Origin of the sequence: Novosphingobium sp. AAP93, assembly GCF_001296055.1 — a bacterium.
Lineage (GTDB): Bacteria > Pseudomonadota > Alphaproteobacteria > Sphingomonadales > Sphingomonadaceae > Novosphingobium.
On the sequence record NZ_LJHZ01000118.1, the window covers coordinates 46764 to 68391 of the forward strand.

The window sequence follows — 21628 nt, forward strand, 5'->3', positions numbered from 1 at the left end:
TCTCAGGCGACCAGTCGGCGCTGTGCTTCCGGGGGGAACATCAGGCCCAGCCACTCGCCGGATACAGCAGGACGCTCCTCGCCTTCGATCTCGATCACCACGCCGGTGCGGGTCAGCACCGTGCCATCCACGCGCGGGGTTGCGCCGAGGAAGGTGAAGCGGCCACGCACGCGGGCTCCGACTGGAACCGGCGCCACGAAGCGCACGCGGTCAAACCCGTAATTGAGCGCATAGGCATCGGGCGGCCAGATGCCGGCCTCGTGGCTGAGATGCGTGGTCAGCCCCAGCGACAGGAAGCCGAACGCAATGGTCGTGGGAAAGGGCCCCTTCCGGGCGCACCAGTCCGGATCGACGTGCATCGGATCATGATCGTGGGTGGCACGGGCGAAGAGATCTATGTCGTCCTGCGTGATCACATGCCAGGGCGACACACCGAGTTCGGTGCCAGGCTCATGGGGCGGGACCGGGGGCTGGTTCATTGCGGCAATCCGGAAGGTTCGAGGTTGAAGGTGAGAAAATCCGTCGCCCGCGGGACCTGCTCGGCGCGGGGACTGGAGCCGAACAGGGCCCGGTACCACAGGATGGAGATGGCCTGCGCCAGCCGTTCGGGATCGCCACGCAAGTCCGCAAGATCGGGAAACTGGTAGGCGAAGGTCTGCAGCAGCACGGTATCGAGCATGGCCTGCAGCGCCAGCGCCGCGAACACGCGCGCACTTTCGTGGGCGGTGGAGTCCGGCGCGCGGCGCGCTATGCCGGCCGCGATGCGCTGCGCCACCCGCGCATTCACCACCTGCCAGCGCTGCCGCGCTTCGGGCAAAGCATCGACGATTTGCGCCAGCGCCCGATTGAGCCCACCGCCACCGACAAAGCGGTGCACGTAGGCACGATTGGCGGCAAGCACCGCCTCGAAGGGGTCATCTGCACGCGGGCCGCCGAATACGGCCTCGACATTGGCTTCGCTCAGCTCGTCGAGCAGATCGAGCACCAGCGCGTTCTTGTCCTTGAAGTAGATGTAGAAAACGCCGGCTGCCACACCCGCCGTCTTGGCTACGTCGGTGACCTTGAGGTCGTGGTAGCCGTGGTGCTCCAGCAACGTCAGCGCCGCATCGAGAAGACGGCGGCGCGTGCGTTCGGCCTTGGTGCCAATAGGAGTGGGAGGAGATTCGGCGCTCTGCATGCGCTGGGACTAATCCTACCAGGTCATCCCTGTCAATGAAAATGAATCCAGTTTCATTTCTATTGACAGCAGACACGGTGATCCCAACCGACGTAGCCTGCACGAAGGCTGCTTTCGGCTGAAGCCGACATTTGGCGGGCTGAACCTAAAGGGCAGCTTCGTCCCACTTCGCACCCTTGGCAGGACCGTTTCCCATAAATGCCAGAGGTTTCTCGGATTGCGCAAATGACCGCCGAAGGCCTCATGGATCGGACCGCCTACTCGGCCAAGCAGGCAAGTCGATTGTCACACCTGCCAACTACGCCGTACTCGTCCGCTCGCGTAAACTACCGTCCGGCATTAATTGTTGGGAGTTCTGTGGGAAAAAGAACCGATCTTGGACCACAAGAATCTGATCTAGAACGATTATTTATCAGAAAATGGATGCCCCGCGAGGATTCGAACCTCGATAGACGGAATCAGAATCCGTAGTCTTGCCGTTAGACGACGGGGCAATGAGCGCGCGCCTTTAAGCGCGGGTTTGGCCCGAGTCAAGGCGAGCAGACCCATTCCGGCGCCGTACTTGCTCCAGAGCCGCAGGAACGCTAGAGTGCATGTCAAGTACCTGCCGGGTATGCCCTTGGCGGGAAAACATAAGCGATTGGTAGACATGGCGGAATTCGATCCGCCGGCGCAGCAGCGCAAGACGCGGCCAGGCAAGCGGCGCGGACGCAAATCGGCGTCCCGCGGCAAGTCCAGAGGGGCCCGTCCGGCCTCTGCAGCGTCGGCCAGCACCCCTGCCGAGCCAGCCGCTCGGCCCGAGCCGAAGCTGGCAGCCAACCTGGCCATGAGCGCGCCCTCGCCCACGGTTTCCGAACCGCCCCAGCCCGTCGAAGCCTCGCGCGCGCCGTGGCAGAAGTCGCTGCCGTTCCACCGCCAGGCCTATGCCGCGATCGATCTCGGCACCAACAACTGCCGCCTCCTTATCGCGCGCCCTTCTGGCGATCATTTCATGGTGATCGATGCCTTCAGCCGCGTCGTCCGCCTTGGTGAAGGGCTTGCGCAATCGGGCCGCCTGTCCGACGCGGCGATGGACCGTGCGCTCGGTGCCCTTCACATCTGCGCCGACAAGCTGCGCAAGCGCGGCGTCCATCTCGCCCGCTCGGTCGCGACCGAAGCCTGCCGCCGCGCCACCAATGGCGAGGCCTTTATTGAGCGCGTCCACCGCGAGACGGGCATCCGGCTCAACATCATCACCGCCGAGGAAGAAGCCCGCCTCGCCGTGCTCGGCTGCCACATCCTGCTCGAACCCGGCTGCGGCCCGGCGATGATCTTCGATATCGGCGGCGGCTCGACCGAAATGGTGCTCGTCGATACCAGCGACGCGGTGCCGCGCATTCTCGATTGGCAATCGGTGCCCTGGGGCGTCGTCTCGCTCACCGAAAGCATCGGCGCCATCGAGCTCACCGCCGAAGCCCGCGCCGCCGCCTACAGGGAAATGCGCCGCCGCATCACCGAAGGCTTCGCGCGGTTTGCCGAACGCGTCGCCCCCGCGCGCGAAGCCGCTGACCAGCAGGGCGGCCTCCGCCTGCTCGGGACCAGCGGCACGGTCACCACGCTCGCCAGCCTCCACCTTGGCCTGCCGCAATACGATCGCAGCGCGGTCGACGGCCTGATCGTGCCCACCGCCTCGATGCGCGAGATCAGCCAGCGCCTCGCCCAGATTTCCCCGGCCGAGCGCGTCGCCGTGCCCTGCATCGGCCGCGAGCGCGCCGATCTGGTCGTCGCGGGCTGCGCGATCCTCGAATCGATCTTCGATATCTGGCCCGCCGAACGGCTCGGCATCGCCGATCGCGGCATCCGCGAAGGCATCCTGCGCAGCCTGATGGCGGCGGGCGGGCTGGGCGACCGGCGGGCGGCGGAAGCCAAGGGCGCCCAGGCATGAGCCCCAGGTCATGAGCAGAAGCGGCCGCGACCCGGGCACACGGGTCAAGACGGCGCGGGGACGCACCGCCTCGTCCAACCGCTGGCTCGCGCGCCAGCTCAACGATCCTTACGTCAAGCAGGCCAAGGCCGAAGGCTGGCGCAGCCGCGCCGCGTTCAAGCTGATCGAGCTCGACACCCGCTTCGGCCTGCTCAAGGGCGCGCGCCGCGTCGTCGATCTCGGCATCGCGCCGGGCGGCTGGGCGCAAGTGGTGCGCAAGCAGGCCCCGCAGGCCGAAGTCGTCGGCATCGACCTGCTGCCCGTCGATCCCATCGAGGGCGTGACGATCTTCCAGATGGACTTCATGGCCGACGAGGCTCCCGCCGCGCTCACCGGCGCGCTCGGCGGCGCGCCCGATCTCGTCATCTCGGACATGGCCGCCAACACCGTCGGCCACAAGGCGACCGACCATCTGCGCACCATGGGCCTCGTCGAAACCGCGGTCGATTTCGCGGTGCAGACGCTCGCCCCCGGCGGCGCCTTCGTCGCCAAGGTCTTCGCCGGCGGCACCGACGGCGACCTCCTCACCATCCTCAAGCGCAACTTCAGGACGGTGAAGCACGCCAAGCCCCCCGCGAGCCGCAAGGACTCGTCCGAGTGGTACGTGATCGCCCAAGGTTTCAAGGGGCGCGCTGATATCGAACCCACCCCATAGCCCTCTCCCCTCGAGGGGAGAGGGTTGGGAGAGGGGAACACGCGCTGCCTCCAAGGCGGCGATCCCGAACAACATTTCCACAGGCAGGGTTTTGCGCGAATCGGGGCGAGCGCCCTAACGCGTCGGCAACCCTTTCTGACCGGAGATTTCTGACCATGGCCGAAGCCGCCGACGACCGCCTGCGCCTCCTGATCGAGCGCATCGAACGCCTCGAGGAAGAAAAGAAGGGCATCGGCGACGATATCAAGGACGTCTACGCCGAAGCCAAGGCGGTCGGCTACGATCCCAAGATCATGCGCCAGATCGTCCGCCTGCGGAAATTGAAGCCCGACGATCGCCGCGAAATGGAAATGATTCTGGATACCTACAAGAACGCGCTCGGCATCGAGTAGCAGGACTGGACGCGGGGCGGAGAGGCGCTAGGCTGCGACGAAACGTTGCTGCCGGAGTTTCCCTGATGCGTCTTGCCCGCCCCGCCTTGCTTGCCGGTTTCGCTGCCCTGATTGCAGTCGCCTCACCCGCTGCCGCAGCGGACACCCCGGCCAAGCCGCAACCCAAGATCACCTATCTCCACGCCGGACGCCTGCTCGACCAGCCCGGCAAGCCGCCCCGCGGTGCCTCCACCGTGGTGATCACCGATGGCGTCGTCACCAGCGTCAGCGATGGCACGCTGCCCGCCCCCGCCGGTGCCACCACGGTCGAACTCGGCGACGCCTTCGTGCTGCCCGGGCTCACCGACATGCACGTCCACTTGTTCAGCGATGGCGATCCGCTGCGCGAGCGGCTTGAGCAATCGACCCGCGACCGCGAGGACTATGCCTATCTCGCCGCGCAGCATGCCCGGCAGACGCTGGAAGCCGGCTTCACCACGGTGCGCGATCTCGGCGCCCCGCCGCGCGGCATCCGCGCGCTGCGCGATGCGATCGACGCAGGCGAAGTGCCCGGGCCCACGATCATCAACGCCGGGACGATGATCTCGGTCTCCGGCGGTCATGGCGATGGCGGTGGTCTGAATGAGGAAAGCTACGGCGCCTTCTTCCCGCATGACTACAACAACCTCTGCAACGGCGCCGACGATTGCCGCCGCGCTGTGCGCGAACAGATCCGGCTCGGCGCACAGGTCATCAAGTTCGCCGCGACCGGCGGCGTGCTCTCGAACGTCGCGGGCGGGCTCGGCCAGCAGATGACCGACGAGGAAATGAAGGCTGTCATCGACACCGCGCACAGCTTCGGCCGCAAGGTGGCGGCGCACAGCCATGCCGCGGCAGGCACGATGGCGGCGGTCAATGCCGGGGTCGACACGATCGACCACGGCACCTTCCTCGACGAGCTGACGATCAAGGCGATGCTCTCGCATGGCACCTGGCTCGTGCCGACCATGCTCGCGCCCGTCGCCGCGCTCGCGCAGGCCCGCGCCGGGCTGCTACCGCCCGCGACGATCCCCAAGGCCGAAACTGCCGCTGCCGCCGAACGCAAGTCGCACGAACTCGCGATCCGCATGGGCGTCAAGATCGCGTTCGGGACGGACACCGGCGTCTCGAAGCACGGCGACAACGCCCGCGAGTTCGCGCTGATGGTCAAGGCCGGGATGACCCCCGCCGCCGCCATCGCTGCCGCCACCGTGAACGCCGCCGAAGCGCTGGGCCGCAGCGACAGCGTGGGCCGCATCGCTCCGGGCATGCCGGCCGATATCATCGCGGTCCACGGCGATCCGCTCACCGACGTCACCCGTCTCGAACACGTCGATTTCGTGATGAAGCGCGGCACCGTGGTAAAGCAGTGACCCCATGGCGGACGCGCTGACGATCCGCGACGCCCGCCCGGAAGACGCGGCGGCCTGCGCCGCGATCTACGCACCGCATGTGACCGGCAGCTGGGTCAGCTTCGAACTCGAAGCCCCTGACGCGGCCGAAATGGCCCGCCGGATTGCCGATTATGGCGCCAGCCACGCCTGGCTGGTGGCGGAACGTGATGGCGAGCTACTCGGCTATGCCTATGGCAGCCCGCACCGCACCCGCGCGGCCTATGCCTCCTCCTGCGACGTCGCGATCTATGTCAGCGCCGCCGCCCCGCGCTCCGGCATCGGCCGCGCGCTCTATGGCGGACTGCTCGCCCGGCTGAAAGCGAAAGGCTTTCACGCCGCCTTTGCCGGCATCGCGCAGCCCAATCCCGCCAGCGTCGCCTTGCACGAGGCCTGCGGTTTCACCCCCGTTGGCGTGTACCGCGAAGTCGGCTGGAAAATGGGCGCGTGGCGCGATGTCGGCTGGTGGCAGCGGGTGCTCTAAAAAATAGGCACAGTACCTATTTTTCGTCAGACCCCAAGCAGCGCGAGGCTCACCGAAATGCCGTTGGCCGCCGCATGGATCAGCATCGAACCGAAAATGCCGATCCGCATGCGCGTATAGCTCAGCGTCATCCCCGCCCACACCTGCGGCAGCACCATCGGCAGCAGCGCCCACGAAAAGCTGGGATAGTTGCTGAGGTGCGAGAGCCCGAAGACCAGGATCGAAAGCCACACCAGCACCGGAAACGCGCGCTCGAAGCCCGGCACCACCCCTCGCCGCCGCAGCCACCACCAGCCCGCCGGTGCAACGATCCCCATGCCCAGCACGGCAAAGCTCGCGGGCACCTCGTAGACATGATAGCTCACCATCGCGAGGAACCCGGCCGCCGCAAAGCCGCAGCCGACCAGCCACACCGCGCGCACCCGGCCCGTCAGCCAGCCGCGAAACGCCAGTTCCTCCGCCACCGGCGCCAGCAGCACCACGAAGGGCACCAGCATCGCCTTGGAGACCTGATCGAAGGCTTCCGGCGAAGGCAGCCCCATCGCCGCCTGCCACAGCCCCAGCAACGGCAGCAGCACCAGCAGCAGCACGACAAGGTGCAGCGCCAGCATATACCCCAAGGCCTGCGCGGCATACGGCGCGCGCAGGCCTGAAGGCCTCAGCATGTGCGGCCGGGCCAGCCAGTCGGCGAAGTCTTGATAGAGCGTTTTCATCGCACGCGTGATGCTCCACTGCCGGTTAAGACGGGGTGTGCGCTTGCCGGTTCTCCCCTCCCGCACGCGGGAGGGGTCGGGGGTGGGCAGTAGCGGGAGCGGGGCGCAGGATTGCCCCATGCCCGTCTGTCCGCTAGGGGAGCCGCCAAAGCAAACCCAAGCCTTCGAGCAGCACACCATGGCAGGCCATTCCAAATTCAAGAACATCATGCACCGCAAGGGCGCGCAGGACAAAAAGCGCTCGGCGATGTTTTCCAAGCTCTCCCGCGAAATCACCGTCGCGGCCAAGATGGGCATGCCCGATCCGGACATGAACCCGCGCCTGCGCGCCGCCGTCAACGCCGCAAAGGCGCAGTCGATGCCCAAGGACAATATCGCGCGCGCGATCGACAAGGCCAGCAAGGGCGAAGGCGATAACTACGAGGAAGTGCGCTACGAAGGCTACGGCCCGGGCGGCGTCGCGATCATCGTCGAGGCGCTCACCGACAATCGCAACCGCACCGCCACCAACGTGCGCACCGCCTTTGCCAAGAACGGCGGCAACCTCGGCGCCTCGGGCGCGGTGAGCCACGGGTTCGAGCGGCTTGGTCTGATCGAATATCCCGGCAAGGTCGGCGATGAGGAAAAGGTCCTCGAAGCCGCGATCGAAGCGGGCGCCGAAGACGTCGAGAGCGATCCCGGCGACGGCGACGAGAACCCCGGCAGCCACCAGATATGGGTCGCCATCGAGCAGCTCCATCCCGTCGCGCGCGAACTCGAAAAGGTGCTGGGTGAAGCCGAGGGCGTCAAGCTCGCATGGAAGCCCAACATGACGACCACCGTCGATGCCGATACCGCCGCGACGCTGCTCAAGCTGATCGACGTGCTCGAGGATGACGACGACGTCCAGACCGTCTGGGGCAACTACGAAATCCCCGACGACGTGATGGAGAAGCTGGGTTGATCCTTCGTTCCTCCCCGGACCGGGGAGGGGGACCATCCGCAGGATGGTGGAAGGGCACGGACGGACGATGATCATCCTCGGCATCGATCCCGGCCTCACCTGCACCGGCTGGGGCATTGTCTCCAAGTCCGGCAGCCGCCTCAGCCACGTCGCCAACGGCCAGATCCGTACCGATGCCAAGGCCGGCATGGCCGAGCGGCTCGTCGAACTCGACGCTGGCCTCGCCGCCGTGATCGCGCAGCACCACCCCGATGCGGGCGCGGTCGAGGAAGTCTTCGTCAACGTCAACCCGCAGTCGACGCTCAAGCTTGGTCAGGCGCGCGGCGTCGCCCTGCTGGCCGTGGCGCGCGCAGGCCTGCCGGTCGCCGAGTATCCGACCAAGGTCATCAAGAAGGCGCTCGTCGGCACCGGCGGCGCAGAGAAGGTGCAGATCCAGGCCATGCTCAAGGTCCTGCTCCCCGGTGTTGCGCTCACGGGCGCGGACGCCGCCGATGCCCTCGCCGTCGCCATCACCCACGCCAACATGATGGGCAGCCACCGCTAGGGCCAACGCGGTGTCGATGCTTCGACAAGCTCAGCCTGAGCGGGGTTTCGAAGGATGAACAAAGCCCGCTCATCCTGAGCCTGTCGAAGGATGCTCGCGCAAGCTTGCTCACCAAACGCAGGCCTGCCATAGAACAAACCATGATCGCAAAGCTCACCGGCCTGCTCGACGATTTCGGCCCCGACTGGGCGATCATCGACGTGAACGGCGTCGGCTACCTCGTCCACTGCTCGGCCAAGACGCTCGACCGGCTCGGCATCCGCGGCGACAAGGTGGTCATCCACACCGAGCTTCAGGTCTCGGAAAACGACCAGCGCCTGATCGGCTTCACCAGCGCCGCCGAACGCGGCTGGTTCCGCCTGCTGACCGCGGTGCAGGGGGTCGGCAGCAAGGTCGCGCTCGCCATCCTCTCGGCGCTCTCGGTCGAAGACCTGCAACGCGCCTGCGCCAGCGGCGATGCCGCGATGGTCGCCCGCGCGCAGGGCGTCGGCCCGAAACTCGCCAGCCGCATCGTCAACGAACTCAAGGACAAGGCCGGCGGCCTCGGCCCCATCGCCGCCGGTCCCGGCACCCCGCCGCTCGAAGGCCTCGCCGCCGCCCCCGCCGGCTCCACCAGCGCCGATGCGATCTCCGCGCTCCAGAACCTCGGCTTCAAACCCGCCACCGCCAGCATGGCCGTCGCGGCGGCGGTCAAGGAACTGGGCGACGATGCGCCGCTCAATGATCTGGTGCGCGTCGCGCTAAAGCGGGCGACGGGGTGATGCATCTCTACCCCGGCCCAGGCTTTAGGACCGGCCTAGTCCTGCTGGCGATTTACGCGTTGACAACTGCAATTCTGGCGGTCGCGGCCATTGCTGAACGCTCGTTACTAGGATTCGCGATGTCTGCAGCATGTTCTTGGTATGTGATTGATTCATGGAAGTCATTCTACCATTGGTTTAAAATTCCTCCAAATCAATTGATGAATATTGAAGGCGAATTGATTCAATTTAAAAATAGACTTCGCCTTGCAAAGGGCGTGAAAAAGATCATGCTGTTTAGCCAGATTACAAAAAAATCCTTGAATTTTATGCCTGCAGGCAAAGATTTCAGGTCGGTTATGAAATTGATCTTTGCCGATGGCACATCGCTTTTAGTCAGAGCAGGGCAAGGGCCAGCAACCAGCTTTTCTGTCGGTTCTACAGGCTTTGGAGCGGCAGATGTCGCGATGCTCCACGGGAAATGTGCGTTGATAATGGCGTGCTCGAGCGTACATCCGACGCATGTAGAGTTTGATGAGATTGTCAGATAACTTCCTTCTCGCCACCGAGCGCCAGTCCGCGAACCCGCTTGCCGCCCCCGCCCTGTTGGAGGATAATCGGAGTATGACCGACCTCAGTTTCCCCCTCCCCACCGCGCTGCAAAGCCGCATCGACCAGCGCATCGCCGATGGCGGTTATCTTGATGCCGCCGAGTACCTGCGCGATCTCATCCGGCGCGATCTGGCCGAGGCGGACGAGGATGCCGCATGGGTCCGGGCGCGGCTGGCGGAGGGTGAGGCATCGGGCTATCTGGATGCTGATCCGCGCGACGTGCTCAGGGAGATCATGGCGAAACTGCCTGATGCATGAAGTTCGGATTTCGCGGCAGGCGCAGGCTGATCTTGAAGAAATCCAGTTGCGCAGCCTGACCGAGTTCGGAGCCCCCACCACGCGCGCCTTCATGGCAGGCTTCGACGACATTTTCGCCAGGCTGAAGATGTATCCGCTCGTCGGGAGAGTGCGCCCGGAATACGGCCGCAACGTCCGCAGCTGCCTGCGCGCACCCTACCTCGTGCTCTATCGCTTTGAGGCCGATATCGTTTCCATCCAGCGCATCCTCCATTCCTCAAGGCGGACCGAGCCGCTCGGCAAGGGTGAGCCATGACCGACAACCCCATCCTCACCCCCCGCCGCCAGACGGAAGACCCCGACGCCGCGCTGCGCCCGAAGTCGCTCGCTGAATTCGTCGGGCAGGAAGCCGCGCGCGAAAACCTGCATGTCTTCATCGAAAGCGCCAAGCAGCGCGGCGAGGCGATGGACCATGTGCTGTTCTATGGCCCGCCCGGTCTCGGCAAGACGACGCTCGCCGCCATCATCGCGCGCGAGATGGGGGTCAACTTCCGCGCCACCTCCGGCCCGGTCATTGCCAAGGCGGGCGATCTCGCTGCCCTCCTCACCAATCTGGAGAGCGGCGACGTCCTCTTCATCGACGAGATCCACCGCCTCAATCCGGTGGTCGAGGAAGTGCTCTATCCGGCGATGGAAGACCGCGCGCTCGATCTGATCATCGGCGAGGGCCCCTCGGCGCGCTCGGTGCGCATCGATCTGCCGCCCTTCACCCTGATCGGCGCGACCACCCGCGCAGGCCTCCTCGCCACGCCCTTGCGCGACCGTTTCGGCATTCCGGTGCGCCTGCAGTTCTACACCGTGGCCGAGCTCGAACGCGTCGTCACGCGCGGCGCGGGCCTGCTCGGCATTGGCGTCGACAGCGGCGGCGCGGGCGAGATCGCGCGCCGTTCGCGCGGCACCCCGCGCGTCGCCGGCCGCCTGCTCCGCCGCGTCCGCGATTTCGCGCAAGTCGCCGGAGCAGCGGTGATTTCCCGCGACGTGGCAGACAGCGCGCTGACCCGGCTCGAAGTCGACTCGCTCGGGCTCGATCTGCAGGACCGGCGCTACCTCAGCATGATTGCGGATATCTACAAGGGCGGCCCGGTCGGGGTGGAGACGCTCGCGGCAGGCCTTTCCGAACCGCGCGACACCATCGAAGACGTGATCGAGCCTTACCTCATCCAGCTCGGTCTGGTTGCCCGCACCGCACGAGGTCGGTGCCTCAACGATCGCGGCTGGCGCCATCTGGGACTCACCCCGCCCGCCGCCGATCTCCCCGGCCTCTTCGCGCCCGACGAGGGCTGATGGTAAACGCTCTAAGCGTAACTGCCGATGCCAATTCGGTTCCAGATTGGCACAGACTTGCTCGCAAGCCCCGTTTTGACCCAATTCGGGTCCCCAAGAAGGGGTGAAACCCGGTTAACAGCATTGCCGCAGCCGGTCTGATCTGCGTTGTTCGATCTGTCAGGAGAGGGTTTGTCCACCATTGCGCGGATAGGGCCCTTTCCCACGGGAACAGAGAGCAACGATCATGTCGGTTCGGATGGCATTGGCAAAACTGGCGGCCTGCGCAGCGGGCGGTGCAGTTCTGGGCGGCGGCGCGGTGCACGTGTCGGAGGCGCCCTCGGCTGCCGAGATCCATCACGTCAAGCCGATCAAGGTCAAGCAAGTGAAGCGGCACTATGCCGTGGTCAAGCAGCGCCCGGTCCACCGCCTGCGCCGCGTGGTCAAGACCACCGTCACCAAGTCCTGCGCCATGCCGCAGCAGCAGATGGCCTATGCCCCTGTGCCCTACATGCCGCCGATGCCGCCCCAGCCCTCGGGCAGCAGCAGCGGCGGCCCGGCAGTGATTGTCGGCGGCGGCGGCGGGATCGGCGGCTTCGGCGGCGGGTTCTTCGGCGGGTTCTTCGGTGGCAGCAGCGGCGGCGGCAGCGTGGTGGTCTCCTCGACCAGCACCGGCTCGACTTCGACCTCCGGCGGCTCAACCTCGGGCGGCAGCACCTCGACCTCGGGCGGTTCGACGTCGACGTCGGGCGGCTCGACCTCGAGCGGCAATATCTCCACCTCGACTTCGAGCGGCAACGTCTCGACCAGCTCGGGTGCGGTGACCAGCAGCACCTCGACCTCGTCGGGCAACGTCAGCACGTCTTCGGGCAATGTCTCGACGAGCTCGGGCAATGTCAGCACCTCGTCGGGCAACGTCTCCACCAGCTCGTCAACTTCGACCAGTTCGGGCAACGTGACGAGCAGCTCGTCGACCTCGTCGTCGACGTCCTCCTCGACTTCGTCGTCCTCCTCGACTTCGTCGTCCTCCTCGTCGACCGGTGGCTCTTCCTCGTCGTCGAGCAGCACCAGCAGCTCGACCTCGTCGTCCTCGAACGGCAGCACCAGCACGTCCACCTCGACCTCGTCGAACGGTGGCACACCGGTGCCCGAACCCTCGATGGTCCTGCTGTTCGGCGCCGCCGCAGCCGGTCTCGTCGCCCGCCGCCATCAGGGCCTCAAGGCCAAGGCTGCCGCGACGGCCTGAACCAGCTTCCGCGGACCGTCACCTTGCAAGGGGAACGCGGGCAAAAGGAAAGGGCGGCTCCGGGGGGGAGCCGCCCTTTCTGATTCCAGCGCGACCGCTTGCGACCGTCAGGCCGCCAGGTTGCGCAGCACGTAGTGCAGGATGCCGCCGTTGAGATAGTATTCCAGCTCGTTGGCAGTATCGATGCGGCAGAGCGCGGTGAAGGTGAAGCTGGTGCCATCGGCGCGCGTCACCTCCACTTCCACATCCTGACGCGGCTTCAGGCCCGCCACACCGCGGATGGTGAAGCTGTCGTCACCCGTCAGCCCCAGCGTCTCGCGGCTCTCGCCCTGCTTGAATTGCAGCGGCAGCACGCCCATGCCGACAAGGTTCGAGCGGTGGATGCGCTCGAAGCTCTCGACGATTACCGCGCGCACGCCGAGCAGGTTGGTGCCCTTGGCCGCCCAGTCGCGGCTGGAGCCGGTGCCGTATTCCTTGCCCGCGATCACCACCAGCGGCGTGCCGTCGGCTTTGTGCTTCATCGCCACGTCATAGATCGCGCCGACCTCGCTGCCATAGCGGCTCATGCCGCCTTCGATGCCGGGCACCATCTCGTTCTTGATGCGGATGTTGGCGAAAGTGCCGCGCATCATCACTTCGTGGTGGCCGCGGCGCGCGCCGTAGGAGTTGAAGTCGGCCTTGGCGACCTGGTGCTCCATCAGCCACTTGCCCGCCGGGCTGTCGGCCTTGATCGAACCGGCCGGCGAGATGTGGTCGGTCGTGATCGAATCGCCGAGGATCGCTAGCGGCTTCGCCTCGATGATGTCGCTCACCGTCGCCGGGGTCATCGACATGCCCTCGAAGTAGGGCGGGTTGGCGACATAGGTGCTGCCTGCGCGCCAGCTGTAGGTCTCCGAGCCTGTCACGTTGATCGCCTGCCAGTGCACGTCGCCCTTGTAGACGTCGGCGTAGCGCGCCTGGAACATCGCGCGGTCCATGCAGCCCGCCATCGTCTCGTAGACTTCATGGTTCGACGGCCAGATGTCCTTGAGATAGACGTCCACGCCATCCTTGCTCTGGCCGATCGGGGTCGAGACGAAGTCCTCGATCACCGTGCCCTTGAGCGCGTAGGCCACCACCAGCGGCGGGCTGGCGAGGAAGTTCGCGCGCACGTCGGGCGAGACGCGGCCCTCGAAGTTGCGGTTGCCCGAGATCACGGCCGCGGCAACGAGGCCGTTGTCGTTGATCGCCTTGCTGATCGGCTCGGCCAGCGGGCCGGAGTTGCCGATGCAGGTGGTGCAGCCATAGCCGACGAGGTTGAAGCCGACCGCGTCGAGGTGCTCCTGCAGCCCGGCCTTGACGAGGTAGTCCGTCACCACCTGCGAGCCCGGCGCCAGCGAGGTCTTGACCCAGGGCTTGGGCTTGAGGCCCATCTCGTTGGCCTTCTTGGCGACGAGGCCCGCCGCCACCAGCACGCCCGGGTTCGAGGTGTTGGTGCAGCTGGTGATCGCCGCGATCGTCACGTCGCCATCGCCGATGTCGAAGTCCTTGCCTTCCACCGGCACGCGCTGCTGCGCCTTCTTGTAGGTGTTCGCCATGTCGGCATTGAACACGTCATCGACGTCGGGCAGCGAGACGCGGTCCTGCGGGCGCTTCGGCCCGGCAAGGCTGGGCACCACGGTGCCAAGGTCCAGCTCCAGCGTCGAGGTGAACACGGGCTCGACCGAAGGATCGATCCAGAAGCCCTGCGCCTTGGCATAGGCTTCGGTCAGCGCGATCTGGTCTTCCTCGCGGCCGGTCAGGCGCATGTAGTCGAGCGTCTTGTCGTCGATGCCGAAGAAGCCGCAAGTAGCGCCATACTCCGGCGCCATGTTGGCCAGCGTCGCGCGGTCCGCCAGCGTGAGCGAGGCAAGGCCCGGACCATAGTATTCGACGAAGCGGCCGACCACGCCGTGCTTGCGCAGCATGCTGGTGCAGGTCAGCACGAGGTCGGTCGCGGTCACGCCTTCCTGAAGCTCGCCGGTGAACTTGAAGCCGACAACTTCGGGGATCAGCATCGAAACCGGCTGGCCAAGCATCGCGGCTTCCGCCTCGATCCCGCCGACGCCCCAGCCCAGCACGCCAAGGCCGTTGATCATCGTGGTGTGGCTGTCGGTGCCGACGCAGGTGTCAGGATAAGCGACTGTCGCGCCGTCCGGCCCTTCGCTCGTCCACACCGCCTGCGCGATATGCTCGAGGTTGACCTGGTGGCAGATGCCGGTGCCCGGAGGCACCGCCTTGAAGTTGGCCAGCGACTTCGAGCCCCACTTGAGGAAGTCATAGCGCTCGCCGTTGCGGTAGTATTCGATCTCGACGTTCTGCTCGAAAGCCTTGGGGTGGCCGAACTCGTCGACCATCACCGAGTGGTCGATCACGAGGTGGACCGGCACCTGCGGATTGATCTTGCTGGTATCGCCGCCCAGCTTGGCAATCGCATCGCGCATGGCGGCGAGGTCGACCACGCAAGGCACGCCGGTGAAATCCTGCAGCAGCACGCGCGCCGGGCGGTACTGGATCTCGCGGCTGCTCGAGGGGTCCTTCTGCCAGTCGACCAGCGCCTTGATGTCGTCGGTCGAGACGGTGAAGCCGCCATCCTCGAAGCGGAGCAGATTCTCGAGCAGGACCTTCATCGAGAAAGGCAGGCGCGAGACGTCACCATAGGCTGCGGCGGCCTTGCCGAGCGCGTAGTAGGCATAGTCCTTGCCGCCAACGGTAAGCGTGCTGCGGGCGCCGAGCGTGTCCTGTCCGACCTGGGTCATGGCGATGCGTAATCCCTTCAAGTTGAAACCGTTTGCCGCACCGGAGCCGCCCCCGAGGGCACGCGTGCCCGATGCGCCGAGACAGCCCCCGCGTCAAGGCTTGGGGCGCTCGAAATGCATAGGCCGCTGCATGCCATACGGTGCGGCGCAGCGAAACGTTACAAGCCCGCAGTCAGGCCCGTTCGGCGGCCGCTTCGGGCGCGGGTTTGCGCTGCAGCGCGATCAGGCAGCCCGCCACGATCAGCACCACGCCGGCCAGGGTGCGCCACGTCAGCGGCTCGGAAAACACCACCCAGCCGACAATCGCGGCCCAGATGAACGCGGTATACTCGAGCGGCACCAGCACTTGCGCCTCGGCGCGCGCATAGGCCCAGCCGAGCAGCATCAGCGACGCGGTCGACAGCACGGCGGAGGCGGCCAGCACGGCCCAGATCTGCGCGGGCGGCAGCGGCGCGAACCACCAGGCGCCGATCCCCAGCAGGCAGAAGATGAAGAAGGTCTGGAAGAACGAGATTTCCTCCGGCCCCGCCAGCTGTGATTGCCGCCGCTGCAACACGAGGTTCCACGCATAGAGCACGGCCGAAATCAGGATCGCGATCAGGCCGTGCACGCTTTCGACATTGTAGCTCGTCCCGCCAAACTTGCCCGCCGCGATCAGTCCCACGCCGGACAGGGCCAGCACCGATCCCGCCACCGCGCGCCGCGAAAGCTCCTCGCCCAGCCAGACGGCAGCGAGATAGAGCGCCAGCAGCGGCGCAATGAACGAAAGCGCCATGGCTTCAGCCACGGGCGTCCGCGCCAGGCCATAGAAGAACAGCGTCGCCATCACCCCCGAAACGCCCGAGCGCAGCAGATGCAGCCGCATCGCCTCGCGCCCCGGCAGGCCGCGCTTGCCGTCCTTGTTGCCGCGCGCCAGCCACACCGGCAGCATGATCAGCGACCCGACCAGATTGCGCCAGAACAGCGCCGCATAGGCCCCCACCGCCAGCGCGGCGATCTTCATGAAGCCGTCCATCACCCCGAAGCACAGCAGCCCGGTCATCGCGGAGAGGATCGGCAGCAGGGGGGCAGCGCGCTTCATCGCCCGCCCATAGCGACGCCTTTCGTGCAGCGCAAAGGTCAGCAGCATCGTGCAACCTGGATCAGTCTGGCGATTCAGCAAACAGACAGCCGCCTTGCTTGATTGCTTCGTCCGCTTGGGGCAGGAATCACCAGACAGCCGGGCGCCACACAGGGAAAGACATCGAGCAATGCGCATGATTCATCGGGCGAAGGTCAGCGGCATGCTCTGCACGGCAGCCTTGGGCTGGGCCGCGCTGGGCACGCCCGCCACGGCCGCGCAGCAGGGCCCGGTCGATCTGACCGCCGGTGTCCAGCCCGCCAAGCCCGCGCCGAAGCCCACGCCGACAGCGACCGCCCCGACCGCACAGGCCCCGGTGGCACAGGCCACCCCGGCCCCCACCGGCACGGCCACACCCGACGCCGTACCCGTCTTCCAGCCGCTGCCGCCCCCGCTGGCGCACTGGACGCTGGCCGATGCCAAGGCCCTCCTCGCCGCGATCAAGGGCATCCGCAGCGAAGGCCTCACCCCGGCCGACTACGAGCCCGCCAATCTCGCCGCCGCCATCGCCAAGGGCGAAGGCGACGATCTCGACGCGCTCGCCAGCCGCCTCTTCGTCTGGCTGGCCGAAGACCTGCGCGATGGCCGCACCCCGATGCCCGCGCGCATCCAGTGGTTCGCCATCGATCCCGATCAGGACCTGCACCCCAACGCGCAGCTCCTCGCGCAGGCGACCGAAACGCACGACATTCCCGGCGTGCTCGCCTCGCTCAATCCCACGCATCCCGATTACGCGCTGCTCAAGGACATGCTGTCCAAGGCCAAGGACCCGCGCCAGATCGGCATGATCAAGGCCAACATGGACCGCTGGCGCTGGCTCGCGCGCGACATGGGGCTGCAATACCTCATCATCAACGTGCCCGAGCAGGAGCTCCGGCTGACGGTGAACAACAAGATCATCCGCTCCTACCGCGCCATCGTCGGCAAGCCGGGCAAGACCGCAACGCCGCAGCTCGCCGAGCAGGTCAAGAACGTGGTGTTCAACCCGACGTGGACCGTCCCGCAGTCGATCGTCGTCGGCGAAGGCCTCGGCGCGCGCCTGATCAAGAACCCGCGTCAGGCCGCGCGCGAAGGCTATGTCGCCACCAAGGCCGCCGATGGCACGATCACCGTGGTGCAACAGCCGGGCGACAGCAACTCCTTGGGCCGCGTCAAGCTCGACATGCCCAACGAGCACGCGATCTACATCCACGACACCCCCAACCGGAACCTCTTCGCGCTCCCCGCCCGCGCGCTCAGCCACGGCTGCATCCGCGCCGAACGCGCCACTGAACTCGCGATGACGATGGCGATCCTCGGCGCCGACCTGCCCCCCGAAACCGCGGTTCAGTACAACCTCTCGGGCAAGTACACCAAGGTCCCGATGACCAAGCCCTGGGCAGTCTACATCACCTACTTCACCGTCGCGCGCGACGTGACCGGCCTGATGCGCAGCTTCCCGGACATCTACAACCGCGACGCCCCCGTCATCGCCAGCTTCACCCAGCCGCGCCAGCTCCACACCGACCAGCGCAAGAGCACCGAAGCGATCATCAAGCTGGATAACCCGCTGTAATTCGCTTCGATTCCTCCCAAGCATCGTCATTCCCGCGGAGGCGGGGATCCAGAGCGGCCAAACGCCGCGCCGTTCGGCTCTGGATTCCCGCCTCCGCGGGAATGACGAGATTTGGGGCTTAGTGCTGAGGGTCGTCCGACCTCTTTTGAATCAAGGGCCTGACGCTGCGCATTCGTTCGTCTGCTTCTGCATCATAGGAACTGCGCAGACCCCGAGCGAACCGATGCATTCCCACGAAGCCAACGTTGAGGATCAAGAGGCCAGCGATGGTCGGCAAAAACTGGTTCCTGAACCAGCCAAGATTGAAGTTCAGCATCAATCCGACAAGCAAGACAACCATCACAGCCAAACTGATCCAGCGTAGCAGGACCATCAGCCACGACGCCAAGGACTCTCCAACCCGAACAGCCTCAGGCGTACGACGTCGGAAGAACATCAATAAATCCCCAGCCGGTCCGCATAGAGCAGCCGCCCGCCGGAAAGATGCCACAGCGACTCGTTGAAGTCGGCTTCAGGCATCGCAAAGCACCCGTCGCTGCGCCCCAGCTTGCCCCATTTCTCCAGCATGTCGGGGTTCGCATACCACGCCGGGTGCATCACGATCGCGCGGTCCAGCGTGTTGCTGTTCTCCGGGTCGAGCCCGCCGAGCCGGATCGAGGTGCCGTACTTGCCCTTGTACCACTCGTAGGTGATGAACGCCCCGCGCGAAGTGGCGAGGCTACCGATATCGTTGGAAAAGAGCTTGAGAAACCCGTCATGCTCCGGGTCCGAACCCTTGCCGTGCGCGACAAGGAACGAGCGCACTTCGCCCTTCTCGAGATCGGCGAAATGGAGCCGCGGCATGGCCGAAGGCAACGCGAAATCGGCGACGCCTACGATATCGGTCCGCCACAGCACCGACCGGACCCGCTCCATCTGCTCCTTTGCGACGGCGAGGATGCGCCGGTTCTGTTCCGGCACGCTGTAGGGCTGGGCGAACACGCGCGCAGGCAGCGCCGCAGCAACCGCCGTTGCCGCCGCGCCCGCAATGAGCCCGCGCCTGTTTACCAGTCCCGTCATATCGGTTTGTATACGGCGAATCAGGCCGATTTTCCAGCAGATGCGCCCAGTTGCACCAGAGCCGCGCCATCCACCCGCATGACGGTCCACTCGTCCATCAGCCGCGCGCCGAGCTTCTTGTAGAAGCCGATCGCGGGTTCGTTCCAGTCAAGCACCGACCACTCGAGCCGCGCGCAATCGCGCTCCACCGCGATGGCCGCCAGCCGCGACAGCAGCGCCTTGCCGAGCCCGCTCCCGCGCGCCTCGGGCCGCACGAAAAGGTCCTCCAGATAGACCCCGGGCTTGCCCTCGAAGGTCGAGAAATTGTGGAAGAACAAGGCGAAACCCTGCGCCGCGCCATCCACTTCGCCGATGATCACTTCGGCATAGGGACGCGGCCCAAACAGCTTGGCGCCCAGCACCGCCTCATCGAAGCGCACCTCATGCGCCAGCTTCTCGTAATCGGCGAGCCCGCGGATCAGGTCCGCAATCAGGGGCAGGTCTTCGGGCGTCGCAATGCGGATCGAGATGGTCATGGGCCGGCTGTTAGCCCGCAATGATCAGCCGGTCACCCTGCAAGGTCACGCTCCCCAGCCGCCGCAGCGCCGATTGGCCGAGCAGGCTGACGGAGAGATCGGGCACGACCACCGCCGCCACCCCGGTCAGCTCGCGCCCGCCGATCGTCAGCCGGTCGATCTCCACCGGCGCGGCCAGGCCGGTGCCGGAGGCTGTCTGCAGCATCGGGCGGTATTCGGATGGATCGGGCCGCAGCCCCAGCCGCTCGGCATCATCCTCGGTCAAGGCCACCACGTCCGCGCCGGTGTCCACAAGGAACCGCACCGATTCCCCGCCCACATCGACCTCGAGGTGAAACTGCCCCTGCGAATCGCGCGCGATCTCGACCATCTCGGCCGTCCCGTCCCGCTTCGTGGGCGCCGCCGCATCCTTGCTCCACGGCGAGGAATGCCCGGCCTTCGCCGTCCGCGCCTTGGCCGGTGGCTCGACAGACAGACCCGGCGCCAGCAGCACGCTGAAGAACACGACAAGGCCAGCAATGACGATCAAGCGGTTCATGACCGCGCCATTGTGCCCGCAAATGCGTTAGCAAATGACGAAGGCGGCTCACCCCTGCTGTTGGAACAGAGCCGCCGCAGATGGCGGTCTGCCGTGAGCACATCTTCAAGAGCGAGCGCCAACCAGATGTCGAGCAAATCGTCGGCTGCGACTTTCGTCCGCTCGATCCGGTAAGTCACCCCTCGCGCTCGGCCAAACGCCGCCGTCCTTCAGCCAAAATCGAAGACACTCCGTCCCAGGCCTCGACCGGGCTGGCAAGGCCTTCGTCGATAAGATTGCGCAACTTGGCGAGGTCGGATTCGCGCTGAACCTGCCAGCTCCGCAAGGCACTTGCGACGACCTGCTCGACGGAGACGAACTCGCCGCCCGCAACCGCGCGCTCCGCTGCAGCAAGAAAGTCTGCGGGGACTTCAACCGGGATCTTCTCGACTTTGCCCATGGCGCGGAAGGTGCCTCACCCCGCCTCGACAAACAAGCGGCAGTTTACTCCGCCGGCACTTCCGCCTTCCCCGCGTCGGTCGTCGCCGCTTCCATCTCGGCGGCCTTCTTCTCCACCAGCGCGACGATATGCTCGAGCATGTCCTCGTCCTGCACGGTGTGGTCGGTCACGCCCGAGAGGTAGACCATGTGCTTGCCGTTGCCGCCGCCGGTCAGGCCCACATCGGTCTCGCGCGCCTCGCCGGGGCCATTGACCACGCAGCCGAGCACCGAAAGCGAGATCGGCGTCTTGATGTGGCTGAGGCGGCTTTCCAGCTTCTCCACAGTGCGGATCACGTCGAAGCCCTGCCGCGCGCAACTCGGGCACGAGACGACGCGCACGCCGCGGGTGCGCAGGCCAAGCGACTTCAGGATCTCGAAGCCGACGCGCACTTCCTCTTCGGGCTCGGCCGAAAGCGAGACGCGCAGCGTATCGCCGATGCCCGCCCAGAGCAGGCTGCCGAGCCCGATCGAGGACTTGACCGTCCCGCCGATCAGCCCGCCCGCCTCGGTAATGCCCAGATGCAGCGGGCAATCGACCGCTTCGGCAAGGCCCATATAGGCCGCGACCGCGAGGAACACGTCGGAGGCCTTCACCGCCACCTTGTATTCGTGGAAATCGTGGTCCTGCAGCAGCTTGATATGATCGAGCGCGCTCTCCACCAGCGCCTCGGGGCACGGTTCGCCGTACTTTTCGAGCAGGTCCTTCTCGAGGCTGCCCGCGTTCACGCCGATGCGGATCGCGCAGCCATTGGCCTTGGCCGCGCGGACCACTTCGGCGACGCGCTCGCTCGAGCCGATATTGCCCGGATTGATCCGCAGGCACGCCGCGCCCGCATCCGCCGCTTCCAGCGCGCGTTTGTAGTGGAAATGGATGTCCGCCACGATCGGCACCCGCGCCGCGCGCACGATCTTGCCCAAGGCCGCGGTGCTCTCCACATCCGGGCACGAGACGCGGATGATATCCGCCCCCGCATCCTCGCAGCGCCGGATCTGGTTGATCGTCGCGACGGGATCGCTGGTGAGGGTGTTGGTCATGGTCTGCACCGTGATCGGCGCATCGCCGCCAACGGGGACGGATCCAACCATGATCTGGCGGCTCTTGCGGCGCGTGATATCGCGCCAGGGGCGTACGGATGACATGGCTGT

Annotated in this window: 25 protein-coding genes and 1 tRNA gene; 14 read left to right on the forward strand and 12 right to left on the reverse strand. The window is 66.1% G+C overall.

All coding sequences use genetic code 11. The features are described from left to right. Nucleotides 1-2 precede the first annotated feature (2 nt). The 3 genes from IP83_RS17465 to IP83_RS17475 all read right to left on the reverse strand — a co-directional run bounded on the left by IP83_RS17465 (nucleotide 3) and on the right by IP83_RS17475 (nucleotide 1671). Nucleotides 3-479, reverse strand: a complete 477-nt coding sequence (locus IP83_RS17465) for a MaoC family dehydratase (protein ID WP_054123516.1) — start codon at nucleotides 477-479, stop codon at nucleotides 3-5. After that, the gene (locus tag IP83_RS17470; RefSeq protein WP_054123517.1) at nucleotides 476-1177 is read right to left on the reverse strand and encodes a TetR/AcrR family transcriptional regulator; all 702 of its coding nucleotides are present in this window, start codon (nucleotides 1175-1177) and stop codon (nucleotides 476-478) included. The genes IP83_RS17465 and IP83_RS17470 overlap by 4 nt, the downstream gene beginning before the upstream one ends. Nucleotides 1178-1597: 420 nt before the next feature. Next, a tRNA-Gln gene (locus tag IP83_RS17475) sits at nucleotides 1598-1671 on the reverse strand. Nucleotides 1672-1826: 155 nt separating this feature from the next. Between IP83_RS17475 and IP83_RS17480 the strand changes: the two genes are divergently transcribed. From IP83_RS17480 to IP83_RS17500, 5 genes are all read left to right on the forward strand, one after another. After that, nucleotides 1827-3101: a Ppx/GppA phosphatase family protein gene (locus IP83_RS17480; RefSeq protein WP_054123518.1), complete on the forward strand. Its 1275-nt coding sequence runs from the start codon at nucleotides 1827-1829 to the stop codon at nucleotides 3099-3101. 10 nt (nucleotides 3102-3111) lie between these two features. Further along, a complete protein-coding gene (locus tag IP83_RS17485; RefSeq protein WP_054123519.1) occupies nucleotides 3112-3795 on the forward strand; it encodes an RlmE family RNA methyltransferase in 684 nt (227 codons plus the stop codon). A gap of 155 nt (nucleotides 3796-3950) precedes the next feature. Then, nucleotides 3951-4187 (forward strand): DUF2312 domain-containing protein, encoded by a 237-nt coding sequence (locus IP83_RS17490; protein WP_054123520.1) that lies wholly within the window; start codon nucleotides 3951-3953, stop codon nucleotides 4185-4187. 65 nt (nucleotides 4188-4252) lie between these two features. Further along, entirely contained in the window at nucleotides 4253-5578 is a 1326-nt protein-coding gene (locus IP83_RS17495) for an amidohydrolase family protein (RefSeq protein ID WP_054123521.1), read from the forward strand. A gap of 4 nt (nucleotides 5579-5582) precedes the next feature. Beyond that, nucleotides 5583-6080 (forward strand): arsinothricin resistance N-acetyltransferase ArsN1 family B, encoded by a 498-nt coding sequence (locus tag IP83_RS17500; RefSeq protein ID WP_054123522.1) that lies wholly within the window; start codon nucleotides 5583-5585, stop codon nucleotides 6078-6080. Between the two features lie 26 nt (nucleotides 6081-6106). Here the strand turns inward: IP83_RS17500 and IP83_RS17505 are convergent, their stop codons facing one another. Next, entirely contained in the window at nucleotides 6107-6793 is a 687-nt protein-coding gene (locus IP83_RS17505; protein WP_054123523.1) for a type II CAAX prenyl endopeptidase Rce1 family protein, read from the reverse strand. Nucleotides 6794-6971: 178 nt separating this feature from the next. Here IP83_RS17505 and IP83_RS17510 point away from each other — a divergent pair, with 178 nt between their 5' ends. The 7 genes from IP83_RS17510 to ruvB all read left to right on the forward strand — a co-directional run bounded on the left by IP83_RS17510 (nucleotide 6972) and on the right by ruvB (nucleotide 11213). Continuing rightward, on the forward strand, nucleotides 6972-7736 hold the full coding sequence (locus IP83_RS17510; protein ID WP_054123524.1) for a YebC/PmpR family DNA-binding transcriptional regulator: 765 nt from the start codon (nucleotides 6972-6974) through the stop codon (nucleotides 7734-7736). Nucleotides 7737-7803: 67 nt separating this feature from the next. Next, nucleotides 7804-8280 (forward strand): crossover junction endodeoxyribonuclease RuvC, encoded by a 477-nt coding sequence (gene ruvC, locus IP83_RS17515; RefSeq protein WP_054123525.1) that lies wholly within the window; start codon nucleotides 7804-7806, stop codon nucleotides 8278-8280. A gap of 140 nt (nucleotides 8281-8420) precedes the next feature. After that, entirely contained in the window at nucleotides 8421-9041 is a 621-nt protein-coding gene (gene ruvA / locus IP83_RS17520; RefSeq protein WP_054123526.1) for a Holliday junction branch migration protein RuvA, read from the forward strand. Beyond that, a complete protein-coding gene (locus IP83_RS20375; protein WP_156309830.1) occupies nucleotides 9041-9571 on the forward strand; it encodes a hypothetical protein in 531 nt (176 codons plus the stop codon). The genes ruvA and IP83_RS20375 overlap by 1 nt, the downstream gene beginning before the upstream one ends. A gap of 73 nt (nucleotides 9572-9644) precedes the next feature. After that, a complete protein-coding gene (locus IP83_RS20740) occupies nucleotides 9645-9890 on the forward strand; it encodes a hypothetical protein (RefSeq protein WP_054123527.1) in 246 nt (81 codons plus the stop codon). Beyond that, complete coding sequence (locus IP83_RS20745; RefSeq protein WP_054123528.1) at nucleotides 9883-10185, forward strand: type II toxin-antitoxin system RelE/ParE family toxin; 303 nt, start codon at nucleotides 9883-9885, stop codon at nucleotides 10183-10185. Before IP83_RS20740 ends, IP83_RS20745 begins: the two co-directional genes overlap by 8 nt. Then, complete coding sequence (gene ruvB, locus IP83_RS17535; protein WP_054123529.1) at nucleotides 10182-11213, forward strand: Holliday junction branch migration DNA helicase RuvB; 1032 nt, start codon at nucleotides 10182-10184, stop codon at nucleotides 11211-11213. Before IP83_RS20745 ends, ruvB begins: the two co-directional genes overlap by 4 nt. A gap of 486 nt (nucleotides 11214-11699) precedes the next feature. On the opposite strand, the gene IP83_RS20965 is transcribed toward ruvB, so the two are convergent. After that, the gene (locus tag IP83_RS20965; RefSeq protein WP_054123530.1) at nucleotides 11700-12332 is read right to left on the reverse strand and encodes a hypothetical protein; all 633 of its coding nucleotides are present in this window, start codon (nucleotides 12330-12332) and stop codon (nucleotides 11700-11702) included. Nucleotides 12333-12336: 4 nt separating this feature from the next. Here IP83_RS20965 and IP83_RS20970 point away from each other — a divergent pair, with 4 nt between their 5' ends. Continuing rightward, nucleotides 12337-12438, forward strand: a complete 102-nt coding sequence (locus IP83_RS20970) for a PEP-CTERM sorting domain-containing protein (RefSeq protein ID WP_231625106.1) — start codon at nucleotides 12337-12339, stop codon at nucleotides 12436-12438. A gap of 107 nt (nucleotides 12439-12545) precedes the next feature. On the opposite strand, the gene acnA is transcribed toward IP83_RS20970, so the two are convergent. Further along, nucleotides 12546-15215 (reverse strand): aconitate hydratase AcnA, encoded by a 2670-nt coding sequence (gene acnA / locus IP83_RS17545; protein ID WP_054123531.1) that lies wholly within the window; start codon nucleotides 15213-15215, stop codon nucleotides 12546-12548. 172 nt (nucleotides 15216-15387) lie between these two features. Further along, nucleotides 15388-16296: a DMT family transporter gene (locus IP83_RS17550; protein ID WP_054123553.1), complete on the reverse strand. Its 909-nt coding sequence runs from the start codon at nucleotides 16294-16296 to the stop codon at nucleotides 15388-15390. A 175-nt stretch (nucleotides 16297-16471) separates the two neighbouring features. Here IP83_RS17550 and IP83_RS17555 point away from each other — a divergent pair, with 175 nt between their 5' ends. After that, nucleotides 16472-17890: a L,D-transpeptidase family protein gene (locus tag IP83_RS17555; RefSeq protein WP_369817039.1), complete on the forward strand. Its 1419-nt coding sequence runs from the start codon at nucleotides 16472-16474 to the stop codon at nucleotides 17888-17890. A gap of 435 nt (nucleotides 17891-18325) precedes the next feature. Here the strand turns inward: IP83_RS17555 and IP83_RS17565 are convergent, their stop codons facing one another. From IP83_RS17565 to ispG, 5 genes are all read right to left on the reverse strand, one after another. After that, the gene (locus IP83_RS17565; protein WP_054123533.1) at nucleotides 18326-18949 is read right to left on the reverse strand and encodes a murein L,D-transpeptidase catalytic domain-containing protein; all 624 of its coding nucleotides are present in this window, start codon (nucleotides 18947-18949) and stop codon (nucleotides 18326-18328) included. A 20-nt stretch (nucleotides 18950-18969) separates the two neighbouring features. Then, complete coding sequence (locus tag IP83_RS17570) at nucleotides 18970-19464, reverse strand: GNAT family N-acetyltransferase (RefSeq protein ID WP_054123534.1); 495 nt, start codon at nucleotides 19462-19464, stop codon at nucleotides 18970-18972. A gap of 10 nt (nucleotides 19465-19474) precedes the next feature. Then, nucleotides 19475-20002, reverse strand: coding sequence for a TIGR02281 family clan AA aspartic protease (locus IP83_RS17575; protein ID WP_054123535.1), 528 nt, complete (start codon nucleotides 20000-20002; stop codon nucleotides 19475-19477). 175 nt (nucleotides 20003-20177) lie between these two features. After that, nucleotides 20178-20441, reverse strand: a complete 264-nt coding sequence (locus IP83_RS17580) for a hypothetical protein (RefSeq protein ID WP_054123536.1) — start codon at nucleotides 20439-20441, stop codon at nucleotides 20178-20180. Between the two features lie 44 nt (nucleotides 20442-20485). After that, on the reverse strand, nucleotides 20486-21622 hold the full coding sequence (gene ispG, locus IP83_RS17585) for a flavodoxin-dependent (E)-4-hydroxy-3-methylbut-2-enyl-diphosphate synthase (protein ID WP_054123537.1): 1137 nt from the start codon (nucleotides 21620-21622) through the stop codon (nucleotides 20486-20488). Nucleotides 21623-21628 lie beyond the last annotated feature (6 nt).